The 17,095-nt window shown below is 45.5% G+C and carries 16 protein-coding genes; 13 read left to right on the forward strand and 3 right to left on the reverse strand.

Going from position 1 to position 17,095, the window contains the following annotated elements; genetic code table 11:
• Window positions 1-9 precede the first annotated feature (9 nt).
• The 7 genes from HP552_RS16595 to HP552_RS16625 all read left to right on the forward strand — a co-directional run bounded on the left by HP552_RS16595 (window position 10) and on the right by HP552_RS16625 (window position 7,624).
• Window positions 10-900: a carbohydrate ABC transporter permease gene (locus HP552_RS16595; RefSeq protein ID WP_175396535.1), complete on the forward strand. Its 891-nt coding sequence runs from the start codon at window positions 10-12 to the stop codon at window positions 898-900.
• A gap of 14 nt (window positions 901-914) precedes the next feature.
• Complete coding sequence (locus HP552_RS16600; protein ID WP_175396536.1) at window positions 915-1,796, forward strand: carbohydrate ABC transporter permease; 882 nt, start codon at window positions 915-917, stop codon at window positions 1,794-1,796.
• 229 nt (window positions 1,797-2,025) lie between these two features.
• The gene (murB, locus tag HP552_RS16605; protein WP_175396537.1) at window positions 2,026-2,958 is read left to right on the forward strand and encodes a UDP-N-acetylmuramate dehydrogenase; all 933 of its coding nucleotides are present in this window, start codon (window positions 2,026-2,028) and stop codon (window positions 2,956-2,958) included.
• Between the two features lie 214 nt (window positions 2,959-3,172).
• Complete coding sequence (locus tag HP552_RS16610) at window positions 3,173-4,333, forward strand: type III polyketide synthase (RefSeq protein WP_175396538.1); 1,161 nt, start codon at window positions 3,173-3,175, stop codon at window positions 4,331-4,333.
• Window positions 4,320-5,051, forward strand: a complete 732-nt coding sequence (locus HP552_RS16615; RefSeq protein WP_175396539.1) for an SAM-dependent methyltransferase — start codon at window positions 4,320-4,322, stop codon at window positions 5,049-5,051. The genes HP552_RS16610 and HP552_RS16615 overlap by 14 nt, the downstream gene beginning before the upstream one ends.
• A 54-nt stretch (window positions 5,052-5,105) precedes the next feature.
• On the forward strand, window positions 5,106-6,257 hold the full coding sequence (locus HP552_RS16620; RefSeq protein WP_175396540.1) for an NAD(P)/FAD-dependent oxidoreductase: 1,152 nt from the start codon (window positions 5,106-5,108) through the stop codon (window positions 6,255-6,257).
• Between the two features lie 182 nt (window positions 6,258-6,439).
• Window positions 6,440-7,624 (forward strand): aminotransferase-like domain-containing protein, encoded by a 1,185-nt coding sequence (locus HP552_RS16625; protein WP_175396541.1) that lies wholly within the window; start codon window positions 6,440-6,442, stop codon window positions 7,622-7,624.
• Between the two features lie 135 nt (window positions 7,625-7,759).
• Here the strand turns inward: HP552_RS16625 and HP552_RS16630 are convergent, their stop codons facing one another.
• On the reverse strand, window positions 7,760-8,185 hold the full coding sequence (locus tag HP552_RS16630; protein ID WP_175396542.1) for a hypothetical protein: 426 nt from the start codon (window positions 8,183-8,185) through the stop codon (window positions 7,760-7,762).
• Between the two features lie 68 nt (window positions 8,186-8,253).
• Window positions 8,254-9,528, reverse strand: a complete 1,275-nt coding sequence (locus tag HP552_RS16635; protein WP_175396543.1) for a stalk domain-containing protein — start codon at window positions 9,526-9,528, stop codon at window positions 8,254-8,256.
• Window positions 9,529-9,758: 230 nt separating this feature from the next.
• On the opposite strand from HP552_RS16635, the gene HP552_RS16640 reads away from it, so the two are divergent.
• From HP552_RS16640 to HP552_RS16660, 5 genes are all read left to right on the forward strand, one after another.
• A complete protein-coding gene (locus tag HP552_RS16640; protein ID WP_175396544.1) occupies window positions 9,759-10,091 on the forward strand; it encodes an antibiotic biosynthesis monooxygenase in 333 nt (110 codons plus the stop codon).
• A gap of 189 nt (window positions 10,092-10,280) precedes the next feature.
• Complete coding sequence (locus HP552_RS16645) at window positions 10,281-10,589, forward strand: hypothetical protein (protein ID WP_175396545.1); 309 nt, start codon at window positions 10,281-10,283, stop codon at window positions 10,587-10,589.
• 248 nt (window positions 10,590-10,837) lie between these two features.
• Window positions 10,838-12,808 (forward strand): 5'-nucleotidase C-terminal domain-containing protein, encoded by a 1,971-nt coding sequence (locus HP552_RS16650; RefSeq protein ID WP_246310923.1) that lies wholly within the window; start codon window positions 10,838-10,840, stop codon window positions 12,806-12,808.
• A 213-nt stretch (window positions 12,809-13,021) separates the two neighbouring features.
• Complete coding sequence (locus tag HP552_RS16655; protein WP_175396546.1) at window positions 13,022-14,050, forward strand: AraC family transcriptional regulator; 1,029 nt, start codon at window positions 13,022-13,024, stop codon at window positions 14,048-14,050.
• Window positions 14,051-14,155: 105 nt separating this feature from the next.
• The gene (locus HP552_RS16660; protein ID WP_175396547.1) at window positions 14,156-14,950 is read left to right on the forward strand and encodes an SDR family NAD(P)-dependent oxidoreductase; all 795 of its coding nucleotides are present in this window, start codon (window positions 14,156-14,158) and stop codon (window positions 14,948-14,950) included.
• 85 nt (window positions 14,951-15,035) lie between these two features.
• Here the strand turns inward: HP552_RS16660 and HP552_RS16665 are convergent, their stop codons facing one another.
• Complete coding sequence (locus HP552_RS16665) at window positions 15,036-16,097, reverse strand: S-layer homology domain-containing protein (RefSeq protein ID WP_175396548.1); 1,062 nt, start codon at window positions 16,095-16,097, stop codon at window positions 15,036-15,038.
• 330 nt (window positions 16,098-16,427) lie between these two features.
• Here HP552_RS16665 and HP552_RS16670 point away from each other — a divergent pair, with 330 nt between their 5' ends.
• Window positions 16,428-17,009 (forward strand): esterase/lipase family protein, encoded by a 582-nt coding sequence (locus tag HP552_RS16670; RefSeq protein WP_217506465.1) that lies wholly within the window; start codon window positions 16,428-16,430, stop codon window positions 17,007-17,009.
• Window positions 17,010-17,095: the final 86 nt, after the last annotated feature.

The raw sequence follows: 17,095 nt of genomic DNA on the forward strand, positions 1-17,095 counted from the left end.
GAACGCATCATGTTTGCCAAATCAATCCGCAAAGACCATTATGGCTACTATTTTATCGCCCCATTTTTCATTATTTTCACCATTTTTGGACTCTATCCCATTCTATATTCCCTGTATATCAGCTTTACCAACTTTGACGGGATCACTACGCCCGAATTCGTTGGGGTAGGAAACTATGCTGCAGTTCTGCAAGATCCATTGTTCTATAAAACGCTGTTTAATACACTCTTCATTTGGGGTGTCTCTGTGGTTCCGCAGCTTACCGTCTCTCTGATCCTCGCTTTTATCCTGAACGATAAGCTGCTTAAGGGTAGAGACTTTTTCAGAGCCGTATACTTTTTCCCTAACATCGTGACAGCGGCATCGCTTGGTCTGCTTGTGAGTTTGATATTTGATTGGCAGTCCGGCGGATTGAACCACTTTTTGGTCCAGATTGGGCTGATTGATGACCCGATTAACTGGAAAAATGATCCGTGGTTTATGCGCCTTATTGTGTCAGCCATTCTGTTCTTTCAATATTTTGGGTACTCCATGGTCATCTACCTTGCTGGCCTTCAGGGGATTGATCCGGCATTGCAGGAAGCTGCTCAGATGGATGGCGCAAAGAAGAAGCATATCTTCATCCATATTATCGTTCCGATGCTGCGCCCGATCATTCTGTTCCAGATGATTACGTCCATCATTGGGGGCATTCAAATTTTCGACCAGCCATTCACATTGACGAATGGAACCGGTGGTCCGGACCGTGCGGCCATGACCAGTATAATGTATCTGTACAATGTGGCATTCCAAAGTACACGTTTTGGTTACGGGGCAGCCATCGCATTCTGCCTGTTCATTATCATCATTCTCTTGTCCGTCGTATCCTTCATGATGACCAAGCGGAAGAGCCGTTCATAGGGAGGGGGAATTCCATGCAAACTGCTAAATCAATTGAACAACCAAGCGCAGCGATCCAGCAATATGCCAGTACAAAGCGGCTTACGGTAGGCAAAGTTATCATCTATTTATTCCTCACGGGTCTGGCCGTGATCTGTATCATTCCATTTTATCTGATGCTTATCTATTCCACACATAACAATGCAACTATTGCATCTACATTCACCTTCCTTCCCGGTCCATTTGTAGCGGATAATTATATGAATATGGCCTCCAAAATCAATATTTGGCGCGGTTTTGCGAACAGTTTTTTTATTGCCGGAACCTCGACAGTATTGTCATTGTATATCGGTTCACTTACAGCATATGGCTTCGCCAAATTCAAATTTAAGGGCCGGACCTGGCTGTTCATGTTTTTACTTGCCACGATGATGGTGCCTGGGCAGCTCGCTCTCATCGGGATGTATCGCCTGTTCAGTACGCTGGGGCTGCTGGACAGCTATGCGGCCATTATTCTACCCGCGGCGGCTAATGCCTTTAACGTATTTTTCATCAAGCAATTTATGGAGAGCAGCATTCCGGATGAAATCATTGAATCAGCACGTGTGGACAGTGCAGGGGAGTTTCGCACATTCAATCAGATTGTATTGCCCATTCTGGGGCCAGCCATTTCGGCTCTTGGCATATTTACTTTTATCGGTTCCTGGAACAACTTTCTCACGCCGCTCGTTCTGTTTTTTTCATTGGATAAATATCCGCTTCCTGTACTGGTTGCACTGGTTCAGGGGTACTATGGCATGGATTATGGTTTGCTGTATTTGGGGGTTGCGATCTCCATCCTGCCTATTATCATCGTCTTTGCGATATTCTCCAGGCAAATTATAGGCAGCGTGGCGCTGGGAGCTGTGAAGGGATAGATGCTGTAATAAGAGGGAACGTCAAGGATAATGCTCGCTTACTTGAAATGAGTTATAATGTAAAAGGCCACAGAATAGAGTATCCCTAAGTCGCCATCATGGCGGCTTTTTTCAGTCCGGGATGATAATTTTAAAAAAATAATGATTAATTCGAATTAATTGCGACAAAATGGAGACATTCAGAGTAAAATAACCTATACGATGCAATCAAGACAAGGTGGTAGAAATCATGAATTCATATCAGTTACTAAGTAAGTCCCTGTTTGACAACTTCCATAAGGACCGTATTCGATATTCTGAACCGATTCGAAACTATACGTATACACGACTTGGCGGGGAAGCCGATATTCTCATGTTCCCTGAAACCATAGATGAAGTTGCAATGATTGTGAAGCAGGCAGCTCAGCATGACATTCCGTTGACCATACTGGGATATGGCTCCAACATGATCGTCAGAGATGGAGGCATCCGGGGGATTACAATCTCGCTGCAGAATCTTAACCAGGTCAGCATTGATGGTCATACCATGACTGCGCAGAGCGGTGCAGCAATTATTGACGTATCGCGTCAGGCATTAGGCGAGAGTCTAACCGGACTGGAATTTGCATGTGGCATCCCGGGTTCGGTCGGTGGTGCACTCTACATGAATGCCGGAGCATACGGGGGTCAGATGTCTGATGTGGTCGATTCTGCTGTTGTCGTGACAGAGGTCGGTGAAATCATAACGATGCAGAGCGATGAGCTGCTGCTGGGCTACCGCAAAAGTGTGTTTATGGGAAAACGGGATATCATCATTGAGGTGAAGTTCAACCTGCAGCCGGGTGATCCGGTGCAGATCAAGGAGAAGATGGATGAACTAACCTATGCAAGAGAGTCCAAACAGCCACTGGAGTATGCTTCATGTGGAAGTGTCTTTAAGCGTCCTGAAGGCTATTTCGCGGGCAAATTGATCCAGGATTGCGGACTCCAGGGGACGCGGATCGGTGGTGCAGAAGTCTCCCGCAAGCATTCGGGCTTCATCGTGAATGTGGATAATGCAACGGCACAGGATTACATCGACATGATTGCGCTCATTCAGGAGAAGGTGAGCAGTCAGTTCAATGTCAACCTGGAGACGGAAGTCGTCATTATCGGCGATGAATTGAATAATGCAAAATGCTGAAATACATGGTGGACGCAAGTCCAAAAATCTCTTTAAGTCGCCTTCGGGCGGCTTCTTTTTTTTACACTTTTTGAAGAAGGACATCCAGATGGAGAATGCGGATCATGTTTATCCATATAAATAAATATAACTGGATCGCCCGATTACAAGGCCGCTGTTAAGGGTAAGAGTTGTTAATTAAAGGATACAGCTCATCCATCATAGGAGGTTAAACATGAATCAATCCTTACGTAACCACACAGATATCGCCATTTTGGGCATGGGGACTGCATTACCTGCTCATGAGGTAGCCCAGACTGATATTGCTGAACTTATTGCTTCATCCCTGCAGGATCAACCCGACTTGGCCCGTTTCGCCAAAAGAATATTCAGATCCTGCGGCGTCGAAACACGCTATACGGTTGAACCCAGTTATCTTAGATCCGTTGAGGATTGTCGCTACCTGCCTTCTGGTGATCTTTTACAAATTCCTACCACCGAAGAACGAATGAATACATATAAACGTGAGGCCCTTCCGCTTGGGATTGAGGCTGCCGAGAAGGCGTTGAAGGACGCGGGAATGTCTCCTGATCGAATTACACATCTCATTACGGTCAGCTGTACTGGACAGTATCTGCCTGGTCTGGACGTCATGCTTATTCGTCATTTGGGTCTGTCTTCCCGGGTGAACCGATTACCGTTGATTTTCCAGGGCTGTGCGGCAGGATTGAAAGCCATTCAAATGGCCCGGGATGTAGTCCAGGGTGCGGCTGATGCGCAGGTGCTGGTCGTATGCGTGGAATTATGCACCCTTCATTTTCAACCGGTTAAGGAGAGGGAAGCCCTGTTTGCAGCTTCATTCTTCGGAGATGGAGCTTCTTCCTGTGTCGTTGGTGCCCCGGCACCCGAACAACGGCATTATCTGGATCTCGGAATCGGCTATTCCGTCCTGCTTCCAGATTCGACGGAAGATATGACCTGGGAGGTAGGCAATCAAGGTTATGATCTTTATTTGTCTCCCCGTATTCCGAAACTGCTGGGTACGCATCTGGAAAACGAGCTTCATCAGTTACTCGGCAATGACAGTCTGCCTGAACTATGGGCCATTCATCCAGGTGGACGGGGAATCGTGGACTCGGTTCAGGACGTTATGAATCTAAGGGAAGAGCAAACGAAGTACAGCAGGGAAGTCCTTCGAACGGTAGGTAACCTTTCCTCTAACACCATCCTGTTTGTGCTTAATGCCATGCGCGAGGATATGAAAGCAAGGAATCAGTCTTCCACCGAGGGTGTGGCCATGGCATTTGGACCTGGATTGATCGCAGAGCTCATGAAATTTACTTATGTACCATCATACTCTCCAGCAGCGAAGGAGAAGGATCATGTCCTTCTTTAGAAGCCTGTCGATCCGTGCGAAGGAAGATGAACTGATGGATGATTTCTCCATGGGTGGAGAAGAATTGCGTGAAGCACTGAAGCATCTGAGGCGGCTCAACAAAATATTTGCTGCTCCCGGCCCTACCCTCGCAGGTGTGGAGAAGCTATGGAAATCCATTGGTCGACCGACGAAGCTAAGTATTATGGATGTGGGTGCAGGTTCAGGGGATGTAAATCAGAAACTGCTGCACTGGGCCGATCAGAAGGGGATCGAACTCCGGATTACTCTTGTCGATCTGACAGAGGAGGCTTGTGAGGAGGCGAGACAACTTTTTCAAAATGAACCAAGAATCACGGTGCAGCGTGCCGATGTAATGAAACTGCCGGATGCCCTTGCGGATATCGTTACAGGCTCACAATTTGTGCATCATTTTGACGGACAGCTGCTGATTGATATGGTCTCGCACATGATGCGTGTCTCCAGATATGGTGTCGTCATTAACGACATCCATCGTCATCCGGTATCTTATACGGCAGTTTGGATCACGACCCGAATGATATCCCGGAATCGTTATATTCGCCATGATGGTCCACTCTCCGTAGCCAAAGGTTTTACGGCAAGAGATTGGCAGGCGTTAAAACAGCAATTGAACCATGACACCATGACTTACGAATGGAAACCATTATTCCGGTACTCCGTCGTTATACCGAATCATCGGGTTGGAGCAATAACTTGAGATTTTCAAGCCTAATCCGATGATGGTGCACAAATGAAAGGCAGGTGATTTTACGTGTCCAAACCATTGGATGCCATTGTCATAGGTGCGGGAATCGCAGGCAGTACATGTGCCCTGCAGCTGGCCAGAAGGGGTCATCGTACATTACTGCTTGATCGGCAGGCGTTTCCACGTCACAAAACCTGCGGTGAATTCATGTCACCAGAAACCAAAGAAATGCTGGAATATCTGGACATTCGACTCCTTGATCAGGAAGTGATGCCAAGCACGATGGATCATGCCCAAATCATCATGCCTCAGGGAGGGCAGATTAAAGCTCCTTTACCGGGATCGGCCTATGGGATCAGTCGGCATGAATTGGATCAAATTCTCCACAGCGAAGCCAAAGCGGCGGGAACCGAAATCATCAATAAAGCGACGATTATCAGTATTCAGCAGCTTGAAGATGACCACTATGAGGTGCAGGTCAAAAAAGGGAATGAACGATTAAGCTACAGAGCAAAAGCGGTTATTGGAGCCTATGGAACCAAAAAGCCGCGCGGGATCACGTCTCCGCCTGAATTGCGGGATGACACGGTATATGTTGGCGTGAAGTCGCACTATAGCGGACTCCAGTTGTCCAATCGTGTGGAGCTCTACTTTTGCGAGGGAGGGTATGTCGGTATTTCTCCGATCGAGAATGGTACCGCTAACGTGGCAGCCTTGTTGACATTGGATACGGTACAGGGAAGTGGTAAGTCTGTAACTGATATTCTGCAGGCAGCATCCACAACCAATGGCAGACTGGCTGCAAGACTTGCTGAAGGCAGCCCGGTTCCGGAAACTCAGGTTTCCATAGCCCCCCTTAACTTGTCCAATATCCCTGAACCTTGGTCACAATTCCCACATATCGGGGATGCCATGCTGATGATTCCTCCGTTGTGTGGAGACGGTATGTCCATTGCACTGCGTTCTTCCATTTTATGTGCCGAATGGACCAACCGTTATTTGAAGAAGGACATTAGCTTTGAGGACTGGCAGCAGGGCTATACGAAGGACGCCAACAACGAATTTACCCAGCTGCTTAGAAGGGCTCGAAGAATTCAGAAGCTGGCATTTGCAAAAACGAACAAATACTATCCAGGGCTAGCCCGGTTAATTCCTGGACTTGCGACATATTTGGTTAAGGCCACAAGGCTATCGGAGATGAATGTGGTTCGTAGATAATGTACGGGCTATAGCACGATTCATGGATCTGAAAAGGGGAGGCTTATGCCGACCTCTTTTTTTGTTGTTTTCAGCTAATTTGAAGGAGACCATTTTGAAAACGGACAAGTCCTCGTATAATAGAATGGAGTGCAGAAGCAGTCATGAGCGTCAGATTTGAAGTAGGGAGGCACTATACACCAATGAATTATTCATTTTCCAATCGGATTGCAGCACTGCAACCATCCATTATTCGAGAGATCCTGAAGGCATCTTCCGGTCAAAACGTTATTCCTTTCTCTGCTGGAAATCCCGCTCCGGAAACGTTCCCCATTGAAGCGATTCGGACGTTCACACAGACGATTCTGGAGCAGGATCCGGTAACGGCCCTGCAATATGGGATAACAGAAGGTTACGGTCCGCTGCGCGATACATTGACCAATCACCTGAAGACGGGCTATAACACAGGCTCAGCATCGGATGAACTTTTCATAGTTTCTGGTGCCCAGCAGGGTATTGAGCTTGCATGTAAAGTATTCTGTAATGAAGGAGACACGATCATCTGTGAGAGTCCAAGCTTCATTGGATCGTTGAATTCATTCCGGGCTTCAGGTGCAAGGCTTGTGGGTGTTCCCATGGAGAGCGATGGCATTGATATCGGGAAGCTGGAACATGCACTGCGGACAGAGCAAAATGTAAAATTGATCTACCTGATCCCAAGTTTCCAAAACCCGACGGGAGTAACGACAAGTCTGGAGAAACGCAAGGCTATCTATGATCTTGCCAAAACATACGGGGTCATGATTCTCGAAGATAACCCATATGGTGAGCTTCGTTTCAGCGGAAAAGACGTGCCAACGATCAAATCCTTGGACGAAGAAGGGCTGGTTATTTATGTAGGCTCATTCTCCAAAATTCTGTCTGCTGGATTACGCGTAGGGTTTGTTCTCGCGCCGAACGAGGTTGTACAGAAGATGGTGGTGGCCAAACAGGGAGAAGACGTACATACGGCCATGCTTCCCCAGATTTTGGCATACAAGTTCATGGCGGAATATTCATATGCCGAACATATCAGCAGCATTCGGGAGGTATATCGCAGAAAATCTTCATTAATGATGGACAAGCTGAAGGAGCACATGGGGGATTCCATTACATTTACCCGTCCGGATGGCGGTCTTTTCCTCTGGTGTGATCTGCCGGCTCACATCCCGATGCTGGATTATGCCAAAACAGCTGCAGCCAGTGGCGTAGCGGTTGTTCCAGGCACGGCTTTCCTGGTTGATGAGAGCGAAGCCTGCAATGCCATCAGGTTGAATTTCTCGACACCTTCGGATGAACAGATCGTGAAGGGAATCGAGATTCTGGGACAGGTTTTGAAACAGTATTAATAGGTAAGATTCAAGCAGCTCCCCTTACAGAAGACAGGATATTTATAACCTGCTACTGTGAAGGGAGCTTTTTCAGTCGAAAAAAAACCTACCGCAGCAGCTCCGGTAGGAAAGAAGATTGGATTCAAACGATGATTAATCCGAGACGAGAACTCCGTCCAAATTTTCAGGGCCTACTCGAACCGTTCCCAATAAGTTTGTGCTGATGAACGCAGAGTAGGTTAGTTGTGGTGTGATGGGAGGATTGAAGTCATTTGCAGAAAACGTAATGACTTCAGGTGCAATTATGCCGCTCAATCCATATGTGGTACTGGCCGAGTAGATGAACGGATCTGTTGCCAGAGTACCTCTCACAATCGTGATCGTCACTATAAAAAGCGCCAGAGGTAACTGTACCGTAATGGTTCCTTTCATTTGAACACGGGGATTGGGCCCCGCGCCTGCAGTTAATAGACCAATCTGAGCAAATAACGTTGGAGTGTTGATTACTGGAATCGGTATAGCAATGGAGTTGGTCGATGTCGCATTCTGCGAAACTCGTGCATCCAGAAATTGAGCCAATCTACATACCCCCTATCCTGTGAGATAGAATAGTATATTCATAGAAGACAAGTTCGCATGGACTCATTCTACTCCTTTATAACCGATGCATTCACCGCGTCTTCCATTTGATTGCTGAATTGACGGAATAACCCAAGGCGCCAGAATGCAGCACCTTTGAGATCGTATCGCTTGGCTAATCCAAGCTTGTCATCAACGGAGGTTCCCGTTTCGCTGTTTAAGTTAATACCAAGCAGCAGCTTGTTTTTTGGAACACCTGCGTTTAGTGCTAGCTGAATGGCTTGATCTACGAGACTGTTGGGTTCAGAAACCTGTGCTTCGGTACCCGCAGGGTTATATTGATAAGCCATAATAATGAGATCGTCTGCCAAGGAAGCGAGCGTATTGTAATCATAGCCTTTGTATGCACTGTTTAGCGGCGGTACAGCTAGTGATATAGAAATGTCGTTAGGCAAGGAAGCTTTTAATTGTTTAACGTAATCGTTGAGCAGCTTCTGCTGCTGTTTGGCATCCAGTTTAAAACCCAATCCTTCAAAATCAAGAACGACTCCACCGAATCCATTCTCTGCAACGGCATCGGTTATGCCCTGAATCGATTTTTCGCGAAGACTGCTGTCACTCAAAACTTTGGTTAACTCCCCTTGGCCATCCAGTGCATATACCATAAGGTACGGCTTAATGTTCTGATCTGCAGCATCCGCCACGATGGTTTGAGGGGTCACATCGCCTGCTGCCTCAGGGAGATAATACTCCTCGCCTTGAAGCGTAAACTGGCCTTCCCGGTCAATGCGACTCCAGCCAAAGGCTACGGAGTTCATGGATGTAACAAGATCGATTTCATGAAATGCTCGCACGGCATAAAATGCTCTCAGATGCATTTCGCGCTGCGGGGATACCAGAGAAACCGTACGTGTAGCCTGATCCCAACCCACACCCACGCCGAATTGGCTGCTGAACGAACTCAGTGGAATGAGTACCCGACCTTCTCGCTGTACCGGAGCGGCAGCCAGCTTTACTTTCTTTCCATTAACAGTTGCTGTGCTGCTGCCCACTTTGAGAAGAACCTCGGTGGTTTGACCTTTAAGTCTGCCTACTGCTTTAACCGTTTGCGTTTTGCTGTTCCATGTGATCTGAATTCCAAGCGCTTCCCCAACTGTACGGAATGGGACATAGGTTACTCCTTTATCAATCCGCGGGGCAGCATCAAATTGCAGCGCAACATCATCCAGCTTAACCGAAATGGCAGGTGCTGCATGTACATCACCGATGTTTACAGTTGTTCCAAGCAGGGACAGGCCGATTAGGGTGGCAGCAACGGTTTTGCCTAAACGTTTACGTAACATTCTGTATATTCCTCCTGGTTCCTTATTTAGTAGAAAAAGGGACATTGTACACTAATCTAGCATACTGTAGTATAGCAAAATTTTCATAGAGTTCCAATTACAAGCTGTTACTTGATATTGTGTAATATTGATAATCATTTTCAATTGGATTAAACTATAGAAGAGAGAGATATAAAATTGCTGCTAGGCTGGTGTGTATACAGCGTCTGCGGCGACCAGGAGGAATAGTCATGTTGATCCAAACTCGCAGTATGGTTATTGAAAAAGGGAACAGCGAAAAGGTGCTGGAACGCTTCAGTGGTCCGACCCCTGTGGTAGATATGCCTGGACTGATTGATTTCAGTGTAATGGTTAACAAGAAAAGCAAGGAACATGAAGAGGTTATGGTGATCATTCGTTGGGAATCGGAAGAAGCGTGGAAAAACTGGGAGAAGAGCGATGCGCATCTACAGGGTCACCGGAACAAAAGAGGGCAGGAGAAACCTGCATATCTGATCAGCACAACGGTTAACATGTATGAAGTACAGACGGTGAAGACTGGCAAAGGCACTGTTCAACAATAGAGTTCAGGTAGTGGAGTAAGAACCTCTTGATGAGGTTCTTTTCTATTTTAACCGATCGAAGATGCAAGAAACAAAGAAAAATGAAGTAATATCCCGCGCGTTCTGAGCCATTTCCTTGCCGAAACGATAAATAAATTGCTATTATGGATGAAAAGCAAAAATAGAATGAATGAATTTGGAGGCATATCAATGAATCAGCGTTTCCGTATCACACGTTCGATGCAAGAACAAAATGTGGAGCAATCCATCACTCTTGAGGAGTGCAAAGAATACTTTGCATCCCAGCCCGATTTTGCATATGCTCAGGTTTTGACCGTTACGGGAACCGAAAGTACCATGTCAATTGATGGGGATTTTTTTATGTGGAAGCTCGATAACATGGAAGTTCCGTTCCGGCTTTATTCGGGAGATTTGTACGTGGCTATTTCAAGTGAAGCTGTTGTTCCTAAAATGATTGAAATTGCAACTGCTCTGCAAGCAGATATTGTAGAGGGGTAGAATATAGGGAGCCTGGTCCAAACTGGATCGGGCTTTTTTTATTTAAATTAAATGGTCTTATAACCATATAATCACATAATAGGAAAGATGAGTTAGAAGATTTCCATGAATTTACATGATGATGTATAAAAATAGAATATTTTTGTGCAAAACCTGAATTTAATCTCCATATTTTTCATTTATCTTGTTATGATTTAGTTGATAGACTTGGTAACACACATAACTAGATAAGAGGTGAAAGGGATTTTATGAAGCATCGTGGAAAGTTGAGCTGGATTCTCATCATGGTTTTGTTGTTGTCTACCCTTTTTGGTGGAGTTGCGGCTGCCGAAACGTACACTGTCAAAAAAGGAGATACGTTATGGACTATTGCCAAAACGAATGGGACAACCGTTGCGGAAATGCAAAAGCTCAATCAATTGAAAAATGTAAACTTTCTTCAAATCGGTCAGAAGTTAAAGCTTCCTGAGAAGACTCCTGCTGTTAGTGAGGTACCTCAAAAAGAAGAGGAACCGGAAACAACCAGCATTACGATCCTGGGTACCTCTGATGTACACGGAAATTTGTGGGGTTACACCTATGAAGACAGTGCAGAAACAACGAACAACGGATTGGCACGGATATCTACATATGTCAATGAGGTAAAGAAGACCTCCCCTAATGTACTGTTAATAGACAATGGGGACACATATCAAGGCAATATTTTAACGGATGATATTTATCGTAAAAATACGGATGTGGTTCATCCTGTTTCCAAAGCCATGAATGCCATGAATTATGATGCTATGGTCTTCGGAAATCATGAATTCAACTTCGGACTGGATCATGTTGATCGTATTATGAAGGAATTGAATTTCCCTGTTCTTGGGGCCAACATCCTGACACAAGATGGTGGGACGCTGGGAGAACCGTACACGGTTATTGATGTGGATGGTGTAAAAGTGGGGATTATCGGCGTGACGACACCGAACGTTCCTCGTTGGGACGGAGATAAAGTGGACGGTCTGACATTCGAGCACATGGGTGAAACGGTGAAGAAGTATGCACAATATCTCAAAAATGAGGAGAAAGTGGATGTACTTATTGCGAGCGCCCATGCCGGCATGTTTGCTGAATTCGACGAAGATGGGGCTTCGGATTCTGCAGAACGTATTGTGCAAATGGTGCCTGAGTTGGATGCCATGCTCGTTGGACACATGCACATTATTGTCAATGAAAAAATCGGACAAACCGTAATTGGTGGCCCGCGCAACCTCGGACGCGATATTGTGCGTTTTGATATTGAAGTGAAGAAAGATCATGGAACAACTAAAGTAACGGACCGACAAGTTCAAGTAGTCGATATGGCTGCATATACGCCGGACCCGGCAATTCAAAACCTGGTGAAAGAAGAACATGAAGCAACCATCCAATTCATTACTGGTGGCGGCTCTGCTGGAGCTGAAGGTACTTCGGGCGGTATATTCGGACAGGCCACTGCGGATTTCCAGCCTGTCGATGAAATTAAAGGCATTCCGGAAGGCAAGCTCCAAGATACAGCCGTGGTTGATCTCATCAACAAGGTTCAGCTGGAAGTGAGCGGAGCGGACGTCTCGGCCGCAGCTTTGTTTAAAGACACCTCCAATCTAAAAGAAGGCAATATTACGTATGCCAATATTTTTGACATCTACAAATTCGACAACGTTCTATATACCGTTAATGTGACTGGCAAAGAACTAAAAGCTTATATGGAGTGGTCTGCTTCCCACTATAATCAATGGAAAGAAGGCGACGTATCCATCAGCTTCGATCCAGAGGTTCCAGGTTATCTGTATGATATGTTTGCGGGTGTGGATTACAAAATCGATGTATCCAAACCTGCAGGACAACGGATCGTTGACGTGATGTATCAAGGTAAACCTCTGACGGACTCACAGGAACTGAAGCTTGCAGTCAACAATTATCGATACAGCAGCGCACTGAAGGCCTACAAATTGGTAGCAGCGAACCGCGACTGGGAGTCACCGCGCAGCATCCGGGATTACCTGGTTGAATACATTCAAAAGCATCAGGAGATTTCCCCTGAAGTGGACAATAACTGGGAGATCGTTGGAATTGATCTGGCAAGCCCGTACCGGGATAAAATCATTCAATTGGTGAATGAAGGCAAGATTGATGTCCCTTATGATCAATCGCTAAATGTTAACGAACTGCTCAAACAAGGGGTTATCCAGAATTAATTTGGAAGTAATTCAACTGAAAAATTGCATGGTAAAGGAGTCGCCTTCATGGCGGCTTTTTTACGTCCAGCAGCCTACTGCCTAATACCTAATACCTAATACCTAATACCTAATACCGTCATTCCTCTTTAAGACAATTGCATTAGAATAGACATCTTATGAACGAAAGAGTATCCTAGTCTATACTTGAAATTAATCAAAGGAGTCCAAGGTATGAAGCCCCATCCCAATGAACGTATTAAAATCGCCCCTGGATTTTGGGCTGGATTAGAGCAATTGGGAATTGACGCCCATGACGTAGCACGCCAAGCACAATTGCCGCTCAAGAAGATCACCAATATAACCGTCAATACGGATGAGTATTTCGCGATCTGGCAGGCTTATTCCGATCTAATAGGTGATACGGCTGAAGGAATCATCAAGCTCGCAACCGTTTTTGAAACAGCACACTATCCACCGAGTGTTTTAGCCACTTACCATGCTCGTGACTATCGTGATGCACTGCATCGCATGGCGCGTTACAAACAAATGTGCCCTCCCGAAAGCTTGCGTATTACCGAGGAGAAGGAGCACTGCACGATCGAATTGGAGTGGAAAAATACGAGTCAATCAGGACCGCCCGTTTTGGTGGGGATTACGCTCGTATTTCTTCTGGAGCTTGGACGCCGTGGAACGGGTCAGCCCCTAAATGCAAAGCAGGTCGAATTTTCGCACGCTATGGGAGATCTGAAGACGCTGGAAGAATATTTCGGTTGCAATATCCGGATTGGGGCACCAAGCAACCGATTGATCTTACATCAGAGAGATGTGGACAGGCCCTTTATTACTTATAACGAAGAGTTGCTTGAGATTCTGACACCCGTGCTCGATCGCTCCCTTGATGAACAGCAGCGCAGTCCATCCATGACAGACGCGGTCGTATGGATTCTCAAACGCAGCCTCACCAGAGGGCGCCCAGACATCCACATTGTGGCGAAGGAATTAGGAGTGAGTCACCGGACTTTACAGCGACGTCTTACTGAAGAAAACACGAGCTTCAAACAGCTGTTGACACTAGCCAGGCACGAGCAGGCCCGGGAGTACTTATCTGATCCCTCACTTGATATAAAAGAAGTGGCCTTCCTCGTAGGATACGAAGATCAAAATTCATTTTACCGTGCATTCCGAGGTTGGGAAGGGGAAACGCCTTCGAATTGGCGTCTTAAGCAAGAAGTTTGGCACAGCAGGCTAGTTACGAACTAATTTGGTCACGGTAAACTATCCTTATCGGGAGCAGAAGACGGAATAACCAATGAATGATTCCAGTCAGCTTGCCGTACATGCCAAACGATCAAGGAGAAATGAAAGATGGATATGGGATTACATCAAAAAACCGCTCTAGTAACAGGATCAACGAAAGGTATTGGGAAGGCAATCGCGTTTGAACTTGCCAGAGAAGGAGTTCATGTACTCGTCAATGGCCGGAATAACTCAGAAGTAGAAGCAACCGTCAATGAATTGAAGACAAAATATCCGGAAACATCACCGAAGCATGCAACCGCTGATTTGGTAAACATAAAACAACGAGAAGCTTTATTTGAAAAATACCCCCATGTGGATATTCTGGTTAACAATATGGGCATTTACGAACTCATGCAGTATGAGGATGTGGACGATGAAATCTGGGATAAATACTTCCGTACCAATGTTCTTGCTGCTAACGGACTATCCAAGTTTTACTTGCCGAAGATGTTGAATAATCAATTTGGTCGCATTATTTTCATAGCGAGTGAAGAAGCAGTTATGCCTTCAGGCCAGATGCCCCAGTATTGCATGACCAAAACGATGCTCCTGTCTCTCTCCAAAAGTTTATCCAAATTAACCATAGGAACAGAAGTAACGGTCAATACCATTATGCCTGGTCCAACACTCTCTGAGAATGTACAGCAGATTATTGAAGGGTTGTATCCGGATGAAGAGTTGAGTTTTTTGGAAAAAGAGAAACGATTTATGATGACAAACTTGCCTCAATCCGAAATACAGCGATTTATCAAACCTGTTGAAATAGGCAGACTCGCTGCTTTTGTATGCAGTCCTTATGCATCCGCATTTAAAGGTTCTCCAATCCGTATGGATGGAGGAATGATTCCGACCATTTATTAATACCATCAGTCTTTAGGCAAAAAACCACTGAAAACAAATTCAGTGGTTTTTTTGTTGAATATGAGAGTACGTGATGTATTATGGTCTATTCCTCATAGGGTAAGATGGCGTAGATTTTCCAGCTGTTATCATTCATTTTTCTGAGTTTATACAACCCGTCCATGGACACAGTCTCTTCTTGCTTGCCCTCACCCGAATTTATCGTTATTTTCATCTTGCCGCCAGCAGCTTCTAATACAGCGTAACGGTTCGAGTTTTCGATAACGGAAAAGTCCGGCTGAGAGAGCGTTTCAATATCCATGGATGTTTCCTCATCCAGTGTAGAGGTGAGATCCTCCAAAGACGTGAAATTGTAAGAAAGCTGATACCCTGTGTAATACGTTGCGTAGGTCACGGACAATTGATCATAGTTGTGCTCCGTCATGGCTTTGATCTCCGATTCCGTAGCGTTGGAAGCGAGTGTCGTCAGTTCAGCGGTATCAGGGAGCTCCGTTTGCTCCAACTTAAGAGCGCGCTCCAACATGACTACAGCTTGGGCACGTGTAGCCTTCGCAAACGGCTGGAACGTAGTCGCTGTCATGCCTGAAACAATACCTGCCTGGCTTGCTTTGGAAATGGAGGCAGCTGCATAGTAGTTTGGAACATCCTTGAATGTTTTGGCTTTACCTTTAAATTCAACGGTGCTGGAAAACGCCCGTACGACCATTACCGCAATATCGCCACGTGTGATTGGGAGATCAGGACCGAATTTCGTACTGCTTACACCTCCAACGACACCGAGCGAACTGGCAATTCGAACGGATTCAGCGTACCATTTGCCTGCCTTTACATCACTGAAGGTTTTTCCTTGGGCTGTGCTATGTAGTCCAGTAGCCTGCACAAGAATAGCTACAAATTCTGCGCGGGTAATCGGATGATTGGGCTTGAGAGCCACCTCGCCATTACCCAGCGAATATCCATTGAGGAGATCGGCGTTAACGAAATTGTCGAGCGTTTCGTATGCCCAGTGGCCGTCAATATCTGTCGGAAAATACAAATCCAGTGACTTGTACGAATCGGCAGCATGGACGCTGCTCCATGAAAAAGGGAATACCACAAGAATCATGGCTAAGAAGAAAAGGGTGATACGATTAAACAGTTGTCTCATCTAGGAAGTTCCTCCTGTAAATTGAAATTTGCCGTCACTCAGCATAACAGAGAATGAGAGAGATATCTAAAGGAAATCTTTACTATTCATCTGGGTCTTCTGTAAAGTGGCTGCTAGAGGATATATAAGAGGCTCATAGAGAGATCAGATCCTTGTGAATCCATTTTAAATCAATAGGTACCAGACGTCGTATAATCAGTGGTTACTGCGATTTTCAAAGTTAAAATTGAGGCTAAAGGTCCATTTATGTGACAAATATTTACTTATATTATATAAAATATAAACTATTAAAGGAGAGTGAAGTGAGTGAAAAAGAGTAAATTGATTTTTATGATGGTAATGAGCATAATTTTGGCTATCTCGATACCTGGTATCGGTCAAAATTCAAAGGCTTTTGCTGCAGCAGAGCGTACACCCGTAGTCTTTGTTCACGGATTAACTGGTTCAGATAGCAATTTTACTTTTATTGAGAGCTACTTACGCGGTCAAGGTTGGTCTAGTGATGAGTTATTCGCGATTGATCTGCCTAGTAAACAGGGAAATCAATTGTTAAATTCGGCAGCGATCAGTCAATTCGTAGACAATGTGCTTCGTGAAACAGGCCATACCAAAGTCAATATTGTGGCTCATAGTATGGGTGGGGCGAATAGCTTATATTACATACTGAATCGGGGTGGTTTATCCAAAGTGGACAAGCTGGTAACCTTGGGAGGTGCCAATCGGTTGACTACAACTTCGGCGCCACAGGGAGTTGAGGTTACTTCGATCTACTCTACCAGCGACACGATTGTATCTCCTGCACTTTCCCGATTGACTGGAGCGAATAACATTCAGATTTCGTTGGTTTCCCACATAGGTTTGCTCTTCAATTCAAGAGTTAATGCCCTAATTAAGACAGCACTAAGTGAATAACAGCTAACAGTAGATGCACGAAACATGAGTGACTCGTTAAAGGTTACTCATGTTTTTCTTATAATAAGTGTTATAATATAGACGTT

The sequence above is a fragment of the Paenibacillus xylanilyticus genome (assembly GCF_013359935.1).
In the GTDB taxonomy this organism is placed as follows: Bacteria; Bacillota; Bacilli; order Paenibacillales; family Paenibacillaceae; genus Paenibacillus; species Paenibacillus xylanilyticus.